This window comes from Treponema pedis, from assembly GCF_017161325.1.
In the GTDB taxonomy this organism is placed as follows: domain Bacteria; phylum Spirochaetota; class Spirochaetia; order Treponematales; family Treponemataceae; genus Treponema_B; species Treponema_B pedis.
The window spans coordinates 2,675,475-2,694,274 of sequence record NZ_CP045670.1; the positions used below are offsets into that span (position 1 = coordinate 2,675,475).

Consider the following 18,800-nt stretch of genomic DNA (forward strand, 5'->3'; position numbering starts at 1 on the left):
TTTTTAAAATTCCCAACCCAAAGAAAGCGACGGTTGAATCGTATAAAGCGGAAAGTCTTTTCTAAATGCAATTATATGGTCCAGATTTATTTCAAGGTACAATTTTTTTACAAGATATATTTGCAAAGCCGTTCCGCCGTTTACCGTCATGCCCCAAAACCACATCTGCGGGCTTTTAATATCTATACTTTCAAACACGAATTGTGTTTGTGTAATAAAGGCCGCTCCCGTACCCAAATGTAAATCAAAATTTAATTTATGCCGTATAATCGGCAATAAATAAACCGCATTAAAATTGGAAAAAAAGAAGCCCGCTTTTAGAACATATCCGTCCTGTTTGTTTTTTAAATACATACCTGAACCCGTTATATTAAAGCCGAAAGTTCCGTAAGTCCTTTTTATCGGAATAAACGTCATACGTATAATGCCTCCTAAAGCGGCAAAATTCGTATTAAAATACTCTTTAAATACGTTATTTTTAATAAAGCCTGTAAAAGCGTAACCTCCGGAAATATAAAAATCTATCGGCTTTTGAAATTTAAACGTCATTTTTTGACTGTCGTCATATAACCCGCTTATATCGGTAACGGTAAATCCGTATTTGCCGGGTTCTATTTTATTGATGTTAAATTTAATTTTTGCATTTGTACCGGATTTATCCAATTCTATAATTTCGCCTTTTATCGCTTCACCGCCGATTTTTACCAAACTGAAAGTCGTGTCATTATAAAAATTCTTACCGTATACGGTTACAAATTCATCGTAAATATCGTCGAAATGAACGGTTTTAGGAGAAACGGACGTAACTTCAGGCTGGTGCGCTATTTTTACATCAAAGTATCTATAATTACTTGTAGCTTCAGGCTGCTCCAATAAATTTATAACCGTTACCCTATAGCGATAACCGGCAGGGGGTAAAGATAAGTCTATGTAAGTTTCTTTAGTTCTCTTCTTTTCCAATAATTTCCATACGGAGCCGCCGGTTTTTTGTTCAAGCTCAAATTCATAAGCTAAAATATCTTCGACACTTTCCCACGATAAGCGTTGTATAAGTACCGTACCGTTATCATCTTCGCGGATAAAATAATTTTTACCGGCCGTAGATTTATCCGAGTTATTTTTACCGGAAACTCCGTTTTCCGCAAGTATGCCGAGCGGTAAAAATAACAAAAGAAAAACGGCAGCCTTAAATTTCTTGCTATTTTCCATATAAAACCCCCGTTTCATTTGTTTCTACATTATTCCTTTTGGGTAAATTTATTTCAAATTTAAGCCTGGAAACAATACCGTCTTGGAACAATTTTCCGTCTTTTAAATGTCTTTGAGCCCTAACTTCAATATAAAAACTTCCACGCGATAAAAGTGCAAGCTCTCTAAACTTAAGTAAAATTTCTTTTTTACCGTCCGCACCTATTTTCGACGAGTATACGGATTTACTTTTTTTATTTGAAGTATATATTTCTACAAGATATACGGTCGCTTCTTCTATTGCATTCCAACTGAAATCTATAGTTCTGTTTTCTTTAAAAAATGCAGCATTTAGAACCGCATTTTCTTTAGGCGAAATAAATTTTACGGCTTGTAAAGGAGGTATCGGCAAAATCGTAAACTCAAAATTTTTTTCGGAAGAAATGTCCAAGCCTTCTATTGTTGACGCCGTAACCCGCCATGTATATTTTCCCGCTTCAAGAGGGGGAAGTTTAACGGTAAAGCCGGGGTTGTTTAAAGATAAAACAGGCTCCTTACTTCCGGTTTTCGTAACCAGCAAATTCGCATTTTCCGGTTTTTCCGATGAAGCCCAAATTAACTTCCCAGGATTAAGCATAGCTTCAACACCGTTAATTCGGGCATTATCTACAGGCGAAAGCAGCTCTACCGGTTTTAAATGCCGTAAAAATATTTCGCTATCTTCGGCAAGACCGTATCGGCGGCTTGAGCTAAGCGTTGCCGAAGCAAAGCCCTGTATACTTACGATATAAGGTCCGTCGGCAATATCTTTAAAATCAAGTTCGATTTCGGTTTCGGTTATAAATAAATTTTCGTAAAGAACATCTTTTTCCAAACCGGGCTTTTTTATTTTTATTTGATAATAATCCGCACCCTTTACTTCAGTCCACTTAAATTTATTAAGCCGATTTTGAAGTATGATTATACGCTTATCCGCACCGATATTGACAAGCTGCGGTTTTTCAAAAGGCGGGGCAATTATAACTTTTTTTGTTTCCGTTTTTATCGGAAAATTTTCCGCCGAGCTTATTACCCTCCAATACCAAGTTCCCGTTTTTAATTCGATTCCGTCAACACCGGTATTAAAAGTTTTTATATCTTTTACTATGTTTGAAAAATCTTCGGTATCCGAAACTTGAAAATGCTGTTCGGACGTTAAATTCGTTTTCCAAGTAAAACGGGTATCGCGGCACAGGGTGTCGGCAATAATATAACCGTCGGGCGGAAATACCGAGCGCAAAGTAACTTCCGTATCAAGCGTTTTAAAACTTCTCGGTTTACTTTCGGTTAAAACGGCACCTTTTTCGTCCGTTCCGAAAACCGTCCAATAGTAAGTACCGTTAGGCAAAAGTTTTGCAGCTTCTTTTAATTCCAAATAATTATCGGCTGTAACCGTATCTATAAGCGGGTTTACCATATTTTCGTTATCCGAAATTATTATTCTGTATTTTTTTGCCTCTTCAACAGTTTTCCACGAAAAAGTAAGACTTTTTGAGCTTGCCGTATCAGCAACGGTTTTCGGAAACAGAGCTTCAGGTTCGGGTAAAGTACTCCTTTTTTCAATCTTAAAAGAAAAAACCTCAGATGAAAGGACATCGGTTTCCTTTGCCGTCAAATAATACGGAGTTACACGCCAATACCAAATTCCGTCATTTAAGGCGGAAACGGCAAGAGATTCCATATTAACCGATTTTGTAAATTTAGGATTAACCATATCCGGATTATCCGCAATTTCCAACAAATAAGAAGCGGCCGATTCATTTCCTTTCCATAAAAATCTGACGGAAGGAGGTGTATTTTTATAAAAATATTTTGATTCTTTTGCAGGGATTAAAAGAAGCGGTACCGGTGCAGGTAAAACCGTAAACTTTCCATGTGCCGACAAAGCCTGTCTTCCGCTTTGCTTTTTAGGATATAACTTCCAATATACATTGCCGTCAGGCTGTTCTATGCTTATTTCGTTTAAACCTGTTACCGAAAACTTACGATTGTTTTGAGAAAAGTCGCTTACGGAAGCCGTTTCTAAAATAAGTTCTTCATTTTCGGGAAGAGAGGTTTGCCATTTAAATAAAACATTAACTGAAGACCTTTCGGTATTTTGGTTTAAAATTTTAACATTTTGGGAAGGACTTATCATTGTTATTGCAGCTTCGGTTCCGCTTTGAAAAACGGAGTCTTTTTGAAGTGTTTTTGTATTTTGACCGGCTGCAATATTTTCGTCCGCAGTTTGTTCCGAAACGGCAGCTTCTCCCGTTTCAACTACTAATCTTAAATTTTCGGTATCGGCCTTATCGGCATGTAAAAGCGAGTTTTCTTTTACAACTACGGAAGCGTTATTTGAGTTAATTTTTATTTTTGTATTTGATGTTTGTACCGATACGGCGCCTTCTTTTAATCCTATTTCCGCTTCTTCATTGTCTTTTACAAAGATTTGAATCATTGTATCAGAACCTATGTCTATAACGTTATTATCCGATAAAAAGACTTTAGCTTCCGCGGCACCGGCCGTACGTATCGTATCTCCGTTATATACGGGTGAATGCTGTACGGGCCTATCCCAAACAGCCCTGTCTAAAAATTTACGCTGAACCGTCTTTTTTTTAAATGTAACGGTTCCGATTGATTTTTCATTTCGCTCCAGCGTTACGGTCAGATTTTTTATAAAAAGAAATAAGGCCGCAAAAGCCGTTGCAAGAGAAAGCAAAACCACTGCAAAATCGAGTAATATCGGCGAAGTATCAGGCTTGGATGTTATATTTCTTTTCGTCTTCATTTATATCCACCTTTGCAAAATCGGGAATGGGAATACCTAATACTTGTCTTACTTGATTCAGTGTTTTCGGCCCCTTCGCTCCTGCACCGGGAATTCCGGTTTCGTTCGGCATATTTACGACGGCAAACATGCGTAAAGGTTTTTCTTTTCCTTTAACCGTAACGGAAGGCATTTCTTCTACGAGAACTTCTTCTTTAACCAAGTTATATGTGTATTCGGTTATAAGAATGTCGGTTCCCATAGGTTTATTAAGAGCTTCGGTACGGGAGGCAAGATTTACGGCATCTCCTATAACCGTATATTCCATTCTTTTTGTAGAACCTATTTGTCCTGCAACTACGGGTCCCGAGTTAATGCCGCAACCTATACGTATAACAGGTTTTTTATCCCCTCCCCGTCCGCGGTTAAAGATAATTAAGGCGGCGCGCATTTGTAAGGCAGCCCGTATGCAGTTTAAAGCGTCTTCTTTGGGGCTTCCCGCCGTTGTAGGCGCTCCCCAAACCGCCATAATTGCATCTCCTATAAATTTATCAACTACGCCGTGCGTGTTATTTACGCATTCCACCATTGCCGTCATATATTCATTTAAAAATTCAACTACTTCGGCAGGTTGAAGTTTTTCCGAAATTGCCGTAAAAGAACGTATATCGGAGAAAAAAACGGTAGTGTTTTTCGTTTCACCTCCGAGGGCAAGTTTTCCCTGCATTGCAAGTTCGGCTATTTCTTTGTTGATAAATCTGCCGAAAGAATCCTTTAACCTTTCACGTTCCGCAAGGCCCTTACCCATCTGCACGAAACTTTTAGTTAAAAGCCCGAGTTCGTCATTTGTTTCGGGAGTTAGGTTTATTTCATATTCTCCCTTTTCGATTTGACCTGCAGCCATAGCCAAAAGTTTAACCGGGGTGCTTATCGACTTTGAAAAAAACCAGACAAAAATTACCGATAAGGCTAAAACCGTAATACCTAGGTAAATATTTCTTTGGGTAGTTCTTATAACGGGCTCCAATACTTTTTCCGCTTCGGCAGTGGTAAGCACTGCAATGTCGCCCAAATTAAGGCGAGAATAAGAACCGAAAAACTTTTTTCCGGTATCGTCGGAAAAAAGCATTTGACGGTTCGCATCGCCGTTTTCTCTCATTTTTTCAAACAGATAAAAACCGCTTATGTTTGCGCTGTGTTTGACTATTTCAAAATCGGAATGAACCAGTACATCGCCCGAACCGTTTACAAGATATGTAGTTTGAACAGTTCCCGCCCCCAAGATGTCGGAAAGTTTTTCCGATGAAAAAAACACCGCTAAACCCTGTTCCAAGCCTTTTTCCCGATAAGGGTAAAACAAAACCATCATAGGCATATTAAAATCGGGCGAAGCGTTCAGCACATGCATTATTCCGCCTTCGGTTTGAATTACCTTATCGGTATTATCTTTTAAAAATTTATCTACTACGGAAACTTCAAGTTCGTTGGATAAAAAGAAGGATGTGTTTAGCAGTTTACGTTCAAGACCTCCCGACCTTTTTGAATCGGTAACAAGAACGGCGGCAACGGACGGGTTTCTTTCAAAATAAAAATCGGCTGTATGTTTTGCAAACTTGCTTGAAGTTTCCGAAATATTAAGAATATCTAAAAGTAAAAAAGCATTTGCTCTAATTGACGTCAATTCCTTTTCTACCGCTGAAGCCGCCTGCACATTCACCGTACGGTTGTTTTCTTCAGCCGTAAGTCTGACATCTTCCGTACCGAACCAAGTAACTAATGCAGTAATTATACCGATGGATAAAACCGTCAGTATTGAAATTATGATAACCAACTTTGCTCCTATCGGAAATTTTACCGTTCCTATAGAGGCTCCTTTTTGTTTTTTAGGCATTTTTTTCTCCAAATTTTACATAAAAAAAAGAAAATATAACTATTTGTATATTATATAACAAGGTTTTATAAAAATCAAGTTAACAGTATTTTTTTAAAACGGAATTTTTATTCTCACTTATAGCGGAGTTAAAGCCTTTTTAATGCTCTATTTTAAATCGAGCCCGTAAGCGGTTCTTTTGAAAAGGGAGGGGCACAGGGGGGGGGGAATGGGGAGAAACCGCAAAGCACGCAAAGTACGCAAAGAAGAATGAGGGGTAAAACACAGCACCACGAAAAACCTTAGCGGTTAAAATAAAACCGCAGAGCTCGCAGAGAGAAAGAGGGGGCTTATTAAACACACAGTGTAACGGTATAAGGTTAGTCGGTCTTACCGCATAAGGTAAGGGAGTCTTATCGCATAGGGTAAGACAGACGAACCACATAAGGTAAGATATACGAACCACATAAGGTAAGATATACGAACCACATAAGGTAAGATATACGAACCACATAGGGTAAGATATACGAACCACATAGGGTAAGATAGACGAACCACATAAGGTAAGATATACGAACCACATAGGGTAAGATAGACGAACCACATAAGGTAAGATATACGAACCACATAAGGTAAGATATACGAACCACATAAGGTAAGATATACGAACCACATAGGGTAAGATATACGAACCACATAGGGTAAGATAGACGAACCACATAGGGTAAGACAGACGAACCACATAAGGTAAGATATACGAACCACATAAGGTAAGATATACGAACCACATAAGGTAAGATATACGAACCACATAGGGTAAGATATACGAACCACATAGGGTAAGATAGACGAACCACATAAGGTAAGATATACGAACCACATAGGGTAAGGGAGTCTTACCGCATAACGATAGACGGTCTATACACATATAAGGACATCGGTAAAGCAAACACGCCTTACCGATTGACAAAACAAAATAAAACCGCAAAGCACGCAGAGCACGCAAAGAAGAAATAGAGAGCTTGCAAACAGCAGTACCCCTGAAAAACCCTTTGCGCTCTTAGCATTCTTAGCGGTTAAATAAAAATAAAACCGCAGAGCTCGCACACAGGCAAACAGCGAAGCGCCTTTGCCGCCAACCCGCTCTAAACCCCAGCCGTAAGCGGGGTTCTTAGGGGCAGAGCCCCTAAGCGGTTCTTTTGAAAGAAGAGGGGGTCTAAGGGGGAGAGGAAAACTTTTATCCGAAAAAGTTGTCCTCTCCCCCTTAAAAGAGATTTATCGAAAACCTTCTCTTTAACGGTTCTATTGATTGGTTTAACTCTCTATGCTATAATAAACATCTAAAAGTTGATTGAGAATATTTTACCCGATTTATTCTATCGGCTTTCCCGAGCGGAGTTAAAACATAAATGCAAATACCCGTAAAATTACATTCTGCATATAATCCTCAAAAAGAAGCCGAAAGATTTTCGGAAACTATAACAGGTTCGCCTAAAATCATCATAATTACAGAACCCGGAGAATCTTACCTTGCGCCTGTTTTGCGGAACAAATTTCCCCATGCAAAACTAATTGCAATACGCTATACGGATACATATTTTTTATCATCGGATAAACTTTGGAATTCCGTTTGGCGGCCGGTACATGGAAACTTGGATTTTTTTTTATTAAATAATATTCCCGATGAATTTTATGCATTACGCTTTTTTTACCGTGGAAACCTGCGGAAAAGTTTTGGAAAGAAGCTGCGGATTTTGTATGGAAAACCATAGCGACCTCAATCAAAATGATTCAAAGCGTAATTGCAACAAGAAGTTTTTTCGGAGTACGGTGGCTGAAAAACATTACAGATAATTTTTTGTTTGCCGAAAACATAAACAATTTTGAATTTTATAATGAAGACTCTTTTTTTGCCGCTTCAGGGTGCAGTTTAAAAACTTTTTTAAAAACGGGAAAAAATATGCTCAATAAAAAATTCATATCGGCAGCGGCTTCAGCAGTGCCCGCTTTATCGGCATACGGAATAAATCCTGACCTTTGTATTTCAACGGACGGAGGTTTTTGGGCTGCAAGTCATATCAAAGCCGCTTTCTTCAAAAATTCCCGTTGCATTCCCGCCCGAAGCGAAAATCCCCTACAATATTTTGGCAAAGAACCCTTGCGTATTTTTAACTTACGGCTCTCTGATAGAAGCTTACTTTTTTACGGGCCTTAATATTTTACCTAAAAAAGCAAAACGGAACGGAACGGTTTCAGGTACGGCAGTCGATTTACTTTTAGATTACACAAAAGGAAACATTTATATCTCCGGTCTTGATTTGGAAGGTTCTAAAGGTTTTTCACATGCGCAGCCTCATGAAAGTTTAAAATCAAAAGAGAATTCTTTTTTTAAAATAAATCCCATTTCACAATTTGCGGCTGTTTCAAATTTCGATACGCGTTCGCTTGAAATTTATGCAAAATGGTTTTCGCAAATGAATTCGGAAAGAGCCGAGCGTATTTTCAGAATCGGCAGCGAAGGAAAAACAATAGAAAATATAAAAAGAATTTCCATAAACGATTTTAACTCTTCTTTTAAATCCGCTCAAAAAATATCTGTAGTACACAGTGAAAAAAAAAGCAAACTCGACAGAAAAATCGTTGTTTATGAATTTTATAAAAGAATGGAAAAAAAAATAAATTCAGGATTTTTTTTAAATGAAGTGGACATTTGTCTAAAAAATCTAAATCGTAAATCCATAGAAATAGAACTATGTGAACTAATTGCCTTTCAATCTTATATAAAGCTTATAAAAAATGCGGATACCGAAAATGCCTTAAATGCAAAATCGGAACTTAAAAGCGGAATAAAGGATTTTATAAATATGCAGTTAAAAAGGTTAAAAAATGACTGATACAGCTTTACTTAAAAAAAATTTGGAAACCTTAAAAGAACGCTTCCCCGCTCTTTCAAAAAAAATAGAAAATGCAAAACCTTCTTGCGATTATTCCGAGTTTCAAACTTCAAAAACCGGACAGCTTATTCCGTGCTTTAAAACGGGGAATTTATTACATTCAAAATATAATCCGGAACGCGAAGCCGAAAGATTGTTTTCCGGAAATGAAAACTTCGTTCTCTTTTGCGGGCTGGGTTCAGGTATACATATAAACTATTTTTTAAATACATTTAAAAATAAACCTTGCGCACTGGTTGAAACGGACTTTTCCGCATTAAAACATCTTTTAACAAAAATAGATTTTACCGGTATCTTTTTAAATTCAAACTTTACCGTACTGCCGCCGTTTGAAGATGCCGAATTTGAAAACGAATTGATTCAAAATTATATTCCCGTTCTGCACGGCAATTTTGAAGTAAAATTTTTACTGCCGTGGGAAAACTATTATAAAGATAAATTAAGCGTCTTTCAACAAAAAATAAAAGAATCTTTAAAGATTATTCAAAGTGATACGGCAACTCAAGCGCGTTTCGGTAAAATATGGATGCGAAATATTTTATTTAATTTAAAAACGGCTTCAAATATTTTACCTCAAATGCCTAAGGCGGACACAAATAAAACGGCTTATATTTTGGGTGCAGGCCCCTGTCTTGAAAATGCTATTAAAACAATTAAGGAAAAGAGAAAAGAATTTGTTTTATTTGCAGCCGATACGGCTTTTTCCGTTTTAAATGCCTACGGAATTACGGCCGATTTTTTTATAAGTATAGACCCTCAAATTTTTTCTTATCTTCATTGTTTTAAACCCGCCTCAAATTTAAAATTAGGCACGGAAGCGGATATCAATCCTACAATAGGAATTTTCGATTTATGTTCTAACCCGCTTACGGTAAAAACTTTTTTACAAAACGGAAATAAGATACTTTTTACGGCAGGCGCTCATCCTTTTGCTCAATACGCTTCAAATTTTTCACCCTTCCCGTACTGCAATACTTCAACCGGAACGGTAGCCGGAGCGGCAAAATATGCGGCTATTGCAATGGGGTTTAAAAATTTTCGATTTGCGGGGCTTGATTTTGCTTATACAAACGGAAAGGCTTATGCAAGGGAAACATACTTATCAAAACTTTTTTTTAAAGAAGCTTTAAAAACTTCTCCGGGTGAAACAAAATTTTGCGCTTTAATGTTTCGAGGCAATGTAGAAAAAAAAACGGCTTCAGGAAAGATTACTTACACAACGGAATTACTTAACAGGTATGCCGAGTTATTCAATATAAATGAAAACGTTTCTTTATGGCAAAAAAAAGAATTTAGACAATTCCCTTATTATGATTTTATATTTAAGCTTAATTCCGATGCGAAAAAAAACGACTTTAATTTAAAAACCGCTATTTTACCCTATCTTACATATAAATCAAAAATATTGTATAATAAAAATCGCAATTTTTTAAATTTAGAACTTGCATTATCTGAAATTCTGGAGTATACTGTAGAATGATGAATAAAAAGAACAACGGATTTTATTACGACGGCAGTTTAATTTCACGTGCGGCAGGAATTTATGCGGCAATAGCCGTTCTTATAATAGTTGGAACTGTAGGAAGATTTGTTTACGGAATTATAAGCGAGGCCGACAGGGGTAACGTTTCAGCAAAAACAACCTTCGCTTATTTTGCAAAATATTTAATTTCCTCTGCGGAAAATGAAGAATTCGGTGAAGCCGTTTACAAAGAAAAAGCGGAAAAACTCGCCGCGGAACTTGCTCTTAAAGGCTTTGCAATCTATGATTCTAAAGGAAAGATTTTTCTTTCATGGTCAAAGGATTCGGAAATTATTCAAAGCGATGATACGGGAACAGTTTCCGTTAAGACTGCCTCTTTTTTTACCAAAAATTTCACGGGAGAAATAAGCTTAAAAACAAAACAGGCTGCGGCTCAAACCTTTAAACTGTCGGCTGCCGTTCCGACTTTAAAGGGCGAAATAATTTATGCCCTCGCGCGTTCTTCTTTTTTTATAATATTTACGGTTTTACTTTTAACCTTAATTATAATTTTTATGGAAAAACTGTCTCAAGCAAGCGGCAAAATTTATGCAACCGTTTTACCCAAGGAAACCGAAGAAGAAGATTTACATGATGACAGCAGTGAAAGCGTAAAAAACAATCTTTTTTCAAGTACGGATAACGGATATACCGAAGAGCTAAAAACCTCTTCTTATTCCGCTCCCGCAAATAATTTTTATAAAGATACGGAGAAAAAAGATTCGGTTAAAGATGAGTATGACGGTAAAACCTATACGCTTGAAGACTTGGATAATTTAAGCATTACCAAATCCTTTCCTTACGAATCGGATACTAAAGTTGAAGAATATAACGAGCCGGTAGATATAACCTACTTACAGACCGCCGAAGAAAATTCGGAAGAAGGTAAAAACGATTCTTTAAATTATACCTCCGATACTACTATGGAAAATTTAAGCGAACGGCCGCCCGTTTTATATTCTCCGATTACCGGTATTCCCACACAAGCCCAACTAATGGAATGTCTTCAATATGAATTGGAACACTCCGGCGCTTCCGAACAGGAGCTCGCTTTTTCGATTATAAAGTTAAAAGATTTTACAATTGAAAGTTTGGTTGCAAAAAAAATTGCCGATATGCTTATCGAAGTTGTTAAATTAAAAGATATGATTTTCGAATTTGAAGATGACGGCTTTGCCGTAATATTTCAAGACACCGGGTTAGACGGCGCTATGAAAAAATGCGAAGAAATATACGGCAGAATAAAAAATATCTTAGATGAATATAATATTTCCGAACCTATAGCAATAGGCATTACCGCCAGATTTTCACGGTTAATAGATTCCCATAGGATGATGGAAGAAGTAAGAGCCGCTCTTGCACGGGCAATTGACGGTAACAATGAACCTATTGTAGCCTTTCGTGTTAACACCGAAAAATACCGTAAATTTATTGCGGCGGAAAATATTTAATCTTTATCCTTTAACGGAAGTTTTTATAATTCACCGCTACTTATAGAAATACTTCCGCCGCCTAATCACAAAAACAAAATCTTTTAGTATAAACGGAAGTTATTTTTTTTCAATAAGTATATTCGTAATTTGTCAATGTGCAATTTTACCGGTCAATTCAAACTCAATCATTTGATAATTATCATCAATAAAAATATTAGTATAATACTCATTCCAAAAAAGATTATTGCTGCCGCTTAACCAACCTATTCCATAGTGTTTATCGCAGGTTTCCCGTTTAGGACTGTCCCATAATTTTTTACCGAATGTTTTTTTCATTTTTTCCCGTTCTATAGCGGAAAAAAGATTTACACCCTCTAATTCACATAAAACGGAATTAGCCTTTGCGGCGGAAATACAATCCTTATCCATTTTAAATTGTATTATTTTACAATCTTCCAATACGGTTGACTTCGTTTTATGACCGAATAATCCGATACTTCCTATAATGATATTATCTTTTACCAGCAAATAAGAAGAGTAAGGAATTGTATCCGTGTATAGATAAAATCCTTTTTCAATGTATATACTGCGGTCGGCTGAATATTTTTTAAATGCGCCTGAGGAAAGTATTTTATTATAATCAGTGCCGCCATTGTCCTTTGTTTTAACATAGATATCGAAGCCGGTATTTATCATATCGGCGACAGTCGTTTGTGCCATCGTAATTGTCTTATTATCAATACTGAAAGAAGGGGGCTTAGGCGGCACACCTATAAGTGCATACACCATTATAAAAAACAATGCAAGCGCGAAAGAAGCTATCAATGCAAACAGCGATTTTCCGGTGCGTTTTCTTGCATTAAAAAATGCCATAATCGGAGGAATAAGTATATATCTTGCAAAAACGGAAGAAGCGGGTACACCCTTTTGCATGATACGTATTACGAATATACTTGCAATAATAAGCATAGCACCGTATACTGAAAATTCTCCGAGTCCCATTTTATCCGCGCGAGAGCTCTTATTTACAGCCGTATCTATCAGAGCCTTTCCATTTATAACCGTGCGCTTCAGATAAAAATACATTCCTATTACAATTCCGAAATATGCAGCTGCAAGAAATGCAACCGAACCGATTATATAAAATCTTCCCATAACTTACATTCTCTCCTTCGTATAATATTAAACGGTTAAAAAAATCTTTATTATATTTTAATTGCAGTAAGATTTATTATGTTTGTGCAGCAAACAAAAATATTCAGCCTTGCGGAACGAAAGTTTTTAAATCACTTCTTTTAAAAATCCCTGTAAGCCTTTTACAATATCTTCGTATGTTTTATCAAAGTTACCTGTGTACCAAGGGTCTGCAATATCGGCATACGAATCGGCAAAGGAAAGAAGTTTTCTTATTTTTTTCACTTTTTCCCCCTGCAATTTTTTCGATGTTTTTTATATTGGCGCTATCCATACCGATTATATAATCGTAGTAATCAATATCTTCCTTTGTCATTTGAACCGCTTTATGCGGTACAACCGGTATGCGCTCTTCTTTCAGTTTTTTCACCGTACCGTAATGAGGAGGATTGCCTATCTCTTCTTTGCTTGTTGCAGCGGAAAAAACTTCAAACCTGTTTTCCATGTTTTTTTCTTTCAACATATAAGTAAAAACGGATTCCGCCATAGTGCTTCTGCATATATTTCCATGGCATACAAATAAAACCTTTATCATAAAATCATTATACCTTTTATTTAATTTCCAAGAGTTTAAAGATAAAACTTAAATAAATTCACCGTCCAGTATTTTTTGTAAATAGAGCGAAGTATCTTTTATAAAATCTTCCGCCTTGCATATATTTGCGAATTCTTCGTGTTCCATATCATAATAGGCAATTTGACTGCTCTCAGGATTCCAAAGAATATGAATATGCCGATAATCCCCGACAGATTTTGAAATACGAAGTAAGTTTTGTTTTCCGATTTTCAGCGGAATTGTATCCGTAAGAGAAAAAAAGTCGATGGACTTAAAATCGCAATTTTCCAATTGAAAAGATAAGGTGTCGGATTGCAGAAAGTCGATAAGCACTGCGGGCAGTTTATACGGTTTAAGCTCGTCCATTTTGTTTTGAAGGGAATGATATTCTTTAGGCTCCGAAGATTTAAAATATTCAGCCATTTTTAAATCGCCCTTTTCAAGGGCTATGCTGTAAGGACGCATTCCGTACTTATCTTTACGGGTAACATCGGCACCGCTTTCCGTAAGGAATTTACACATTTTTAAATCCGTATATAGTGCAGCCACACAAAGAGGTGTCGGCTTAAACGGATACACTTGGTCGGCATTTTGATAATTGATATCAACTCCGTGTTTAATAAAAAACTTGAGAGCTTTGTAATCTCTTTTTGCAACGCTTGACCGAAAAGCTTTACCTCCGTATTTTTCCACTCTATGCCCGAGTTCATGAATAAGAGGTAAATTGATATACCGATTGCCGTATAAAGCTTCCTGAAAAGCCTCCGATTTTACAGCGTTTACTCCATTGACAGCGGCTCCGTTTTCTACGAGATAGCGAATTATTTTTTCGTTACAATAGCGTACGGCTTTTAAAAAGGCCGGATTATCTTTTTTATTAAGATTTACTCCATGTTCTACAAGCCATTTTACCGATTCAAAGTTTTCCATAATCAAAGCGCAATCAATAGGCAATAAATCAATATATTTACTGATAACAATTTCCTTTTCAATATTCCAACCGCTTTTCAAATGCAATTCTAAATTAGAGATATTCCCGTTAATAATGTCTTCGGCAATTTTAGGAACCGTTTCAAAGTTTCCTATATCTTTCAGTTTAATCATATTTGAAATTTTATTATTTGCGGTTATTATATATTACAATTGTGTTTTTTTCAATAGTGATATGTGTTTATACCTAAAATCAATTTTAATGATTAAAAGAGAAGAGCGAGAAAAAAAAATATTTAAAACTCAAAAAAACACCGAGTATTGAGCAAAGCTCAACTTTGCAAAGGTATATTAAGGTGTTTGCTTAGTAAAATACCTTAAAAATTTAACTACCTTTGCGCTTTTGGCGGTAAAAATATTATTAGTATTGATTTATTATATATCAACTTTAAAACAAATTTATATAAAAACAGTGTGAAAAAGAACTTTAGTTACTTAAAAAAAGCAGAGCTTTTTAGGTAAGTACAAAAAATATAGCCGACAACGTACGCTTTTAATTTTTAAATAAGGTTATTTTGAAATCGTTAGACTATTGCTATTTTTTTTAATATCGTTATAATTAAGAACTAATGAGTAAGTTTTTTACCGCCAGCCGCATAATGTATATATCCGGTATTTTTGCATTATGTACTGCGATAGTTATGAATATTACAGCTCAAGTTCCTTTTGTAGGGTTTTTACCCGTTGTAAAATGGATTGATCTTGTTATCAATATTATATGTGTTATTTTTTGTATTATTCTTTTTATATACCCCGGCAATAAAATTCTTACGTACATAATGTTTTTTACGGAGGCGGGTGTTACCGTACACATGGGGTTTATAGGCATCGGAACCCTTCTTTTTGCTTCAGGTTGTACTATATGTTTTGTAAACGGAGATTTTAAAACTCATTATAAACAAAAATTAACTTTCCTACTGACTTATTGGGCGGTTATAAGTATAGGTTTGTATTTTTCATTTAATATAAAAATGTTTATTTTCGAGATTTCTCTTACTCTTTTTTATTTCGGTCTTCTTTTTTGTCTTTATAAAAAATTGGAATCAAACCTTGCTTATCTTTTACCTCCTACAGAAATAGTTTCAACTGAAATTCCTCTTCCGCCTAAGGGTTCTATTTTAAAATTGTCGAACTACGGTCTTTCTGACCGCCAAAAAGATTTTATTTTCGGTTCGTTTGCTGAAGGTAAAACTTACGAAGAGCTTGCAGCCGAACACCATGTAAGTATTTCGGTGGTAAAAAAAAGATATGGCGGCTGCCTGTAAAAATTTAGGTGTTGCAAACCGTGAGGCTTTACGTATATTGCTCTTACAATATACATATAAATAAAAACCTATGCAGTCGGACTTAAAATATAAACTGCGCTTGCCTTTTCATATTGAATTTTATATAATGCAAAATATATTTCGTAAATGCTGAAAATATTACAAGGCGGTTTTTAAAAACTTAAATATTTTAAAACCGCCTGTAAAACGGCTTTAAACTGAAAGGAGTCTTTACTCGGCCTACACGCCGAGAAAAATCGGAAATACAGCATAAACCGTTCAAAATGTCAAAACAGGCAAGTGCTGAAGCACTTATATGCAGTACATAAAACCAAAGGCCGGAAGAGCGGGGATTACACAAGATTTTTACGACGGAACTGGACAAACCAAGCTTAAAACGGCGAAACTGAGAAGAGAGCGAATTGTAAAAATGAATTTATTATTCAAATGTCGCTTTTATTGGAAGAAATAGAAAAACTGTAATACTCTTTTAGAGTGTAAATAAAAAACACTGAACCGGCTTAAAATTTATATATACATAAAAATTTACAAAAATCTATTACTCCACTTCCTTTCGAAATGCCGTGATAATAAGTAGAGACCGCCTGTCTTTTCTTTAAAAATATTCGAATTTACGACAATTTTACCGAATATTTAATTTAAAAAGAGACCTAGTAATTTTATATCAAACCTGCTATACTCATATTTTAACCACGGAAACGGAGTAATTTTATGAATAATGAAAATAACGAAAATTTGAAAAACACTGATTTTACTTCTTTTATTGAAGATGAAAAAATAATCGAATACGGTAAAGCCCTTCATGCACTTCGTAAAGACGGTGTTGATGCTTTGGCGTTTTTAAAAAACCAAATTTATGCGGCAAAGAGAAACAGGCTTCTTGATTCCGACGTCAAAAAAATGCTGATAGACGAATATTCGCAATCTATAGAAGAAGCAAAAAAAATTGCAGTAGAAAACAAAAGCGAAGAAAAACGTCTTGCCGCTGAAGCCGTAAAATATTCAAACAAGATTTTTAATGAAAATATTTCATCTTTTATTAAAGGAGAAAACGAAAAACAAAAACAATATAAAAAAGAATACGAACAAAAGATTTCCGACATTAAAGAAAAAGATGAAAACGGTAAAAAAGAAATAAAGGAAGCATATTCAGGCAGGTCATCCGTTGAAGACTTACGCTCTCTTTCGGAAGATTTGGCATCGCATAAATTCGAAACGGATTCGGCATTATCCGATGCAAAAAATAAATACATTCAAGCTATGGAAAATTCAAAAGATGCAAAAAATCAAGCCTTTATCGACCATGTTCAAAAAAATATAAGCCTGCGAAACGGCAGAACAAATTTATCCGAAAACCTTTCATTAGCTTTCCGAAGTTATATTTACAAATTCAAACTTTCAAAATTTTTACTTGACAACGGATTATATCTTGCAATTTTGGTTTTCTTTATTGTATGTATTATTGTCGCACCGCTTTCCGGAAGCGGAAATCTTCTTTCTCTTCCCAATATCTTTACAATTTTAGAACAATCGTCTACAAGAATGTTTTACGCACTCGGTGTTGCAGGTTTAATTCTTTTAGCGGGAACCGATTTAAGTGTAGGAAGAATGGTTGCTCTCGGAGCAATTATAACGGGTTTGATTTTACATCCGGGCTTAAATATCGTTACTTTTTTCGGTTTAGGTCCGTGGGACTTTACCGCTCTCCCTATGGCTATACGTTTATTTTCGGCTCTTACTATTTCGATTTTACTTTGCGTTTTATTCAGCGCATTTGCAGGATACTTTTCAGCAAGTTTAAAAATTCATCCCTTTATTTCTACACTTGCAAGTCAATTGATAATTTACGGTTTACTTTTTTTCGGAACAAGCGGAACGCCGGTAGGCTCAATAGATAACGGCATAAAAGACTTGCTGGGAGGCAGATGGATTTTAGGAGTTATAAACGGAGAACTTATTACATTCCCAAAATTGATTATTCCTGCAATTGTTGCAATTATTGCCGCATGGTTTATTTGGAATAAAACTACTTTCGGAAAAAATATGTATGCGGTAGGCGGAAATTCGGAAGCGGCAGCCGTAAGCGGAATAAGCGTATTCCGCGTAACTATGGGTGTGTTCGTAATGGCAGGTATTTTTTTACGGGATAGGGGCCTTTCTTGAAGCCTTTAGAGCGAATGCAAGTGCCGGAACGGGACAAGGATATGAACTTGATGCGATTGCAGCCTGTGTTGTAGGAGGTATTTCGTTCAACGGAGGTATAGGGAAAATAAGCGGGGCGGTTTTAGGTGTTATTATTTTTACAAGTCTTACTTATTGTTTAACCTTTTTAGGAATCGATACAAACCTGCAATTTGTATTTAAAGGCCTTATTATAATTGCAGCGGTTGCTCTTGACAGTGTAAAATATTTAAAGAAAAAATAAACTTATAAATTGGGTTAAAATTCTAAGAGTATTTTCTTAAAGATAGATAGGTTATGTTTTTATGCGGCTTAAAACTTAAAAGTAAGCTGCATAAAAACATACGGAAAAGTTTTAAAGCCGGCTTAAATACTTGAAAAAATAAAAATCTTACGGTAATTAAAATAAAAGAAAGGGTGAGTCCGCCTTACGGCGAACTCTAAATTAAAATCTAATACAAAGGAGTAAATTATGAAAAAAAACAAATTAAACTTTTTTTGTAACGTAACCGCTTTTTAAACAACGAGAACACATTCTAATAGTAAGCGTTCTGCCGTCTATTTCGGTTTTTACATCTATCAAATTAGGTTTCCACACTCTTTTTTTATGTATTTTAGATTTACTGACGGAATTTCCGGTCATTGAACCTTTTCCGCATATTTCACAAACCCTGGACATATCGCACCTACCTTTAAAAAAATTAGCTGACCAAAAATTTGGTCAGCTTGTTTTAGCTCCCCCGCGCGGGTTCGAACCACGGACCCAGTGGTTAACAGCCACTTGCTCTGCCTACTGAGCTACAGGGGAATGTTCCTTATTCAAGGCTTAGAGAGT

13 protein-coding genes, 1 tRNA gene and 1 pseudogene are annotated in these 18,800 nt (G+C 36.0%); 7 read left to right on the top strand and 8 right to left on the bottom strand.

Annotated elements, in window-relative coordinates:
- Positions 1-3: 3 nt before the first annotated feature.
- The 3 genes from DYQ05_RS12335 to DYQ05_RS12345 are packed head-to-tail and all read right to left on the bottom strand — an operon-like array spanning position 4 to position 5,870.
- Entirely contained in the window at positions 4-1,209 is a 1,206-nt protein-coding gene (locus DYQ05_RS12335; protein WP_206183519.1) for an IPT/TIG domain-containing protein, read from the bottom strand.
- Complete coding sequence (locus DYQ05_RS12340; RefSeq protein WP_206183520.1) at positions 1,199-4,000, bottom strand: FecR domain-containing protein; 2,802 nt, start codon at positions 3,998-4,000, stop codon at positions 1,199-1,201. The genes DYQ05_RS12335 and DYQ05_RS12340 overlap by 11 nt, the downstream gene beginning before the upstream one ends.
- Positions 3,966-5,870 (bottom strand): adenylate/guanylate cyclase domain-containing protein, encoded by a 1,905-nt coding sequence (locus tag DYQ05_RS12345; RefSeq protein ID WP_206183521.1) that lies wholly within the window; start codon positions 5,868-5,870, stop codon positions 3,966-3,968. The genes DYQ05_RS12340 and DYQ05_RS12345 overlap by 35 nt, the downstream gene beginning before the upstream one ends.
- A 1,388-nt stretch (positions 5,871-7,258) precedes the next feature.
- Here DYQ05_RS12345 and DYQ05_RS14230 point away from each other — a divergent pair.
- From DYQ05_RS14230 to DYQ05_RS12360, 5 genes are read left to right on the top strand one after another with little or no spacing between them, the layout of a single operon-like run.
- Positions 7,259-7,621: a hypothetical protein gene (locus tag DYQ05_RS14230; RefSeq protein ID WP_252723396.1), complete on the top strand. Its 363-nt coding sequence runs from the start codon at positions 7,259-7,261 to the stop codon at positions 7,619-7,621.
- A gap of 14 nt (positions 7,622-7,635) precedes the next feature.
- The gene (locus DYQ05_RS14235; protein ID WP_252723397.1) at positions 7,636-8,064 is read left to right on the top strand and encodes a 6-hydroxymethylpterin diphosphokinase MptE-like protein; all 429 of its coding nucleotides are present in this window, start codon (positions 7,636-7,638) and stop codon (positions 8,062-8,064) included.
- The gene (locus DYQ05_RS14240) at positions 7,994-8,743 is read left to right on the top strand and encodes a hypothetical protein (RefSeq protein WP_252723398.1); all 750 of its coding nucleotides are present in this window, start codon (positions 7,994-7,996) and stop codon (positions 8,741-8,743) included. The genes DYQ05_RS14235 and DYQ05_RS14240 overlap by 71 nt, the downstream gene beginning before the upstream one ends.
- The gene (locus DYQ05_RS12355) at positions 8,736-10,283 is read left to right on the top strand and encodes a 6-hydroxymethylpterin diphosphokinase MptE-like protein (protein WP_206183522.1); all 1,548 of its coding nucleotides are present in this window, start codon (positions 8,736-8,738) and stop codon (positions 10,281-10,283) included. Before DYQ05_RS14240 ends, DYQ05_RS12355 begins: the two co-directional genes overlap by 8 nt.
- Complete coding sequence (locus DYQ05_RS12360) at positions 10,280-11,776, top strand: nucleotidyl cyclase domain-containing protein (protein ID WP_206183523.1); 1,497 nt, start codon at positions 10,280-10,282, stop codon at positions 11,774-11,776. The genes DYQ05_RS12355 and DYQ05_RS12360 overlap by 4 nt, the downstream gene beginning before the upstream one ends.
- A 132-nt stretch (positions 11,777-11,908) precedes the next feature.
- Here the strand turns inward: DYQ05_RS12360 and DYQ05_RS12365 are convergent, their stop codons facing one another.
- From DYQ05_RS12365 to DYQ05_RS12375, 3 genes are all read right to left on the bottom strand, one after another.
- Positions 11,909-12,913, bottom strand: coding sequence for a hypothetical protein (locus DYQ05_RS12365; protein ID WP_206183524.1), 1,005 nt, complete (start codon positions 12,911-12,913; stop codon positions 11,909-11,911).
- 190 nt (positions 12,914-13,103) lie between these two features.
- Positions 13,104-13,487 carry a low molecular weight protein-tyrosine-phosphatase gene (locus DYQ05_RS12370; RefSeq protein WP_252723399.1) on the bottom strand — a complete coding sequence of 128 codons (384 nt, stop codon included), beginning with the start codon at positions 13,485-13,487 and terminating at the stop codon, positions 13,104-13,106.
- Positions 13,488-13,535: 48 nt separating this feature from the next.
- Positions 13,536-14,612 (bottom strand): ankyrin repeat domain-containing protein, encoded by a 1,077-nt coding sequence (locus DYQ05_RS12375; RefSeq protein WP_206183525.1) that lies wholly within the window; start codon positions 14,610-14,612, stop codon positions 13,536-13,538.
- A 527-nt stretch (positions 14,613-15,139) separates the two neighbouring features.
- On the opposite strand from DYQ05_RS12375, the gene DYQ05_RS12380 reads away from it, so the two are divergent.
- Together DYQ05_RS12380 and DYQ05_RS12385 are read left to right on the top strand one after the other, a co-directional pair.
- Entirely contained in the window at positions 15,140-15,763 is a 624-nt protein-coding gene (locus tag DYQ05_RS12380; RefSeq protein ID WP_252723400.1) for an RNA polymerase sigma factor sigma-70 region 4 domain-containing protein, read from the top strand.
- Positions 15,764-16,495: 732 nt separating this feature from the next.
- Positions 16,496-18,209 (top strand): annotated as a pseudogene (locus tag DYQ05_RS12385) (ABC transporter permease subunit).
- A gap of 243 nt (positions 18,210-18,452) precedes the next feature.
- Here the strand turns inward: DYQ05_RS12385 and rpmB are convergent.
- Both rpmB and DYQ05_RS12395 read right to left on the bottom strand, forming a co-directional pair.
- Positions 18,453-18,644, bottom strand: coding sequence for a 50S ribosomal protein L28 (gene rpmB, locus DYQ05_RS12390; RefSeq protein WP_020966374.1), 192 nt, complete (start codon positions 18,642-18,644; stop codon positions 18,453-18,455).
- A 56-nt stretch (positions 18,645-18,700) separates the two neighbouring features.
- Positions 18,701-18,773, bottom strand: a tRNA-Asn gene (locus DYQ05_RS12395).
- Between the last annotated feature and the right edge of the window lie 27 nt (positions 18,774-18,800).

What these genes read in the sequence shown, in the direction of transcription:
- DYQ05_RS12335 (WP_206183519.1), bottom strand. Translation starts at nt 1,209, where the DNA reads ATGGAAAATAGCAAGAAATTTAAGGCTGCCGTTTTTCTTTTGTTATTT.
- DYQ05_RS12340 (WP_206183520.1), bottom strand. Translation starts at nt 4,000, where the DNA reads ATGAAGACGAAAAGAAATATAACATCCAAGCCTGATACTTCGCCGATA.
- DYQ05_RS12345 (WP_206183521.1), bottom strand. Translation starts at nt 5,870, where the DNA reads ATGCCTAAAAAACAAAAAGGAGCCTCTATAGGAACGGTAAAATTTCCG.
- DYQ05_RS14230 (WP_252723396.1), top strand. Translation starts at nt 7,259, where the DNA reads ATGCAAATACCCGTAAAATTACATTCTGCATATAATCCTCAAAAAGAA.
- DYQ05_RS14235 (WP_252723397.1), top strand. Translation starts at nt 7,636, where the DNA reads ATGATTCAAAGCGTAATTGCAACAAGAAGTTTTTTCGGAGTACGGTGG.
- DYQ05_RS12355 (WP_206183522.1), top strand. Translation starts at nt 8,736, where the DNA reads ATGACTGATACAGCTTTACTTAAAAAAAATTTGGAAACCTTAAAAGAA.
- DYQ05_RS12360 (WP_206183523.1), top strand. Translation starts at nt 10,280, where the DNA reads ATGATGAATAAAAAGAACAACGGATTTTATTACGACGGCAGTTTAATT.
- DYQ05_RS12365 (WP_206183524.1), bottom strand. Translation starts at nt 12,913, where the DNA reads ATGGGAAGATTTTATATAATCGGTTCGGTTGCATTTCTTGCAGCTGCA.
- DYQ05_RS12370 (WP_252723399.1), bottom strand. Translation starts at nt 13,487, where the DNA reads ATGATAAAGGTTTTATTTGTATGCCATGGAAATATATGCAGAAGCACT.
- DYQ05_RS12375 (WP_206183525.1), bottom strand. Translation starts at nt 14,612, where the DNA reads ATGATTAAACTGAAAGATATAGGAAACTTTGAAACGGTTCCTAAAATT.
- DYQ05_RS12380 (WP_252723400.1), top strand. Translation starts at nt 15,140, where the DNA reads ATGAATATTACAGCTCAAGTTCCTTTTGTAGGGTTTTTACCCGTTGTA.
- rpmB (WP_020966374.1), bottom strand. Translation starts at nt 18,644, where the DNA reads ATGTCCAGGGTTTGTGAAATATGCGGAAAAGGTTCAATGACCGGAAAT.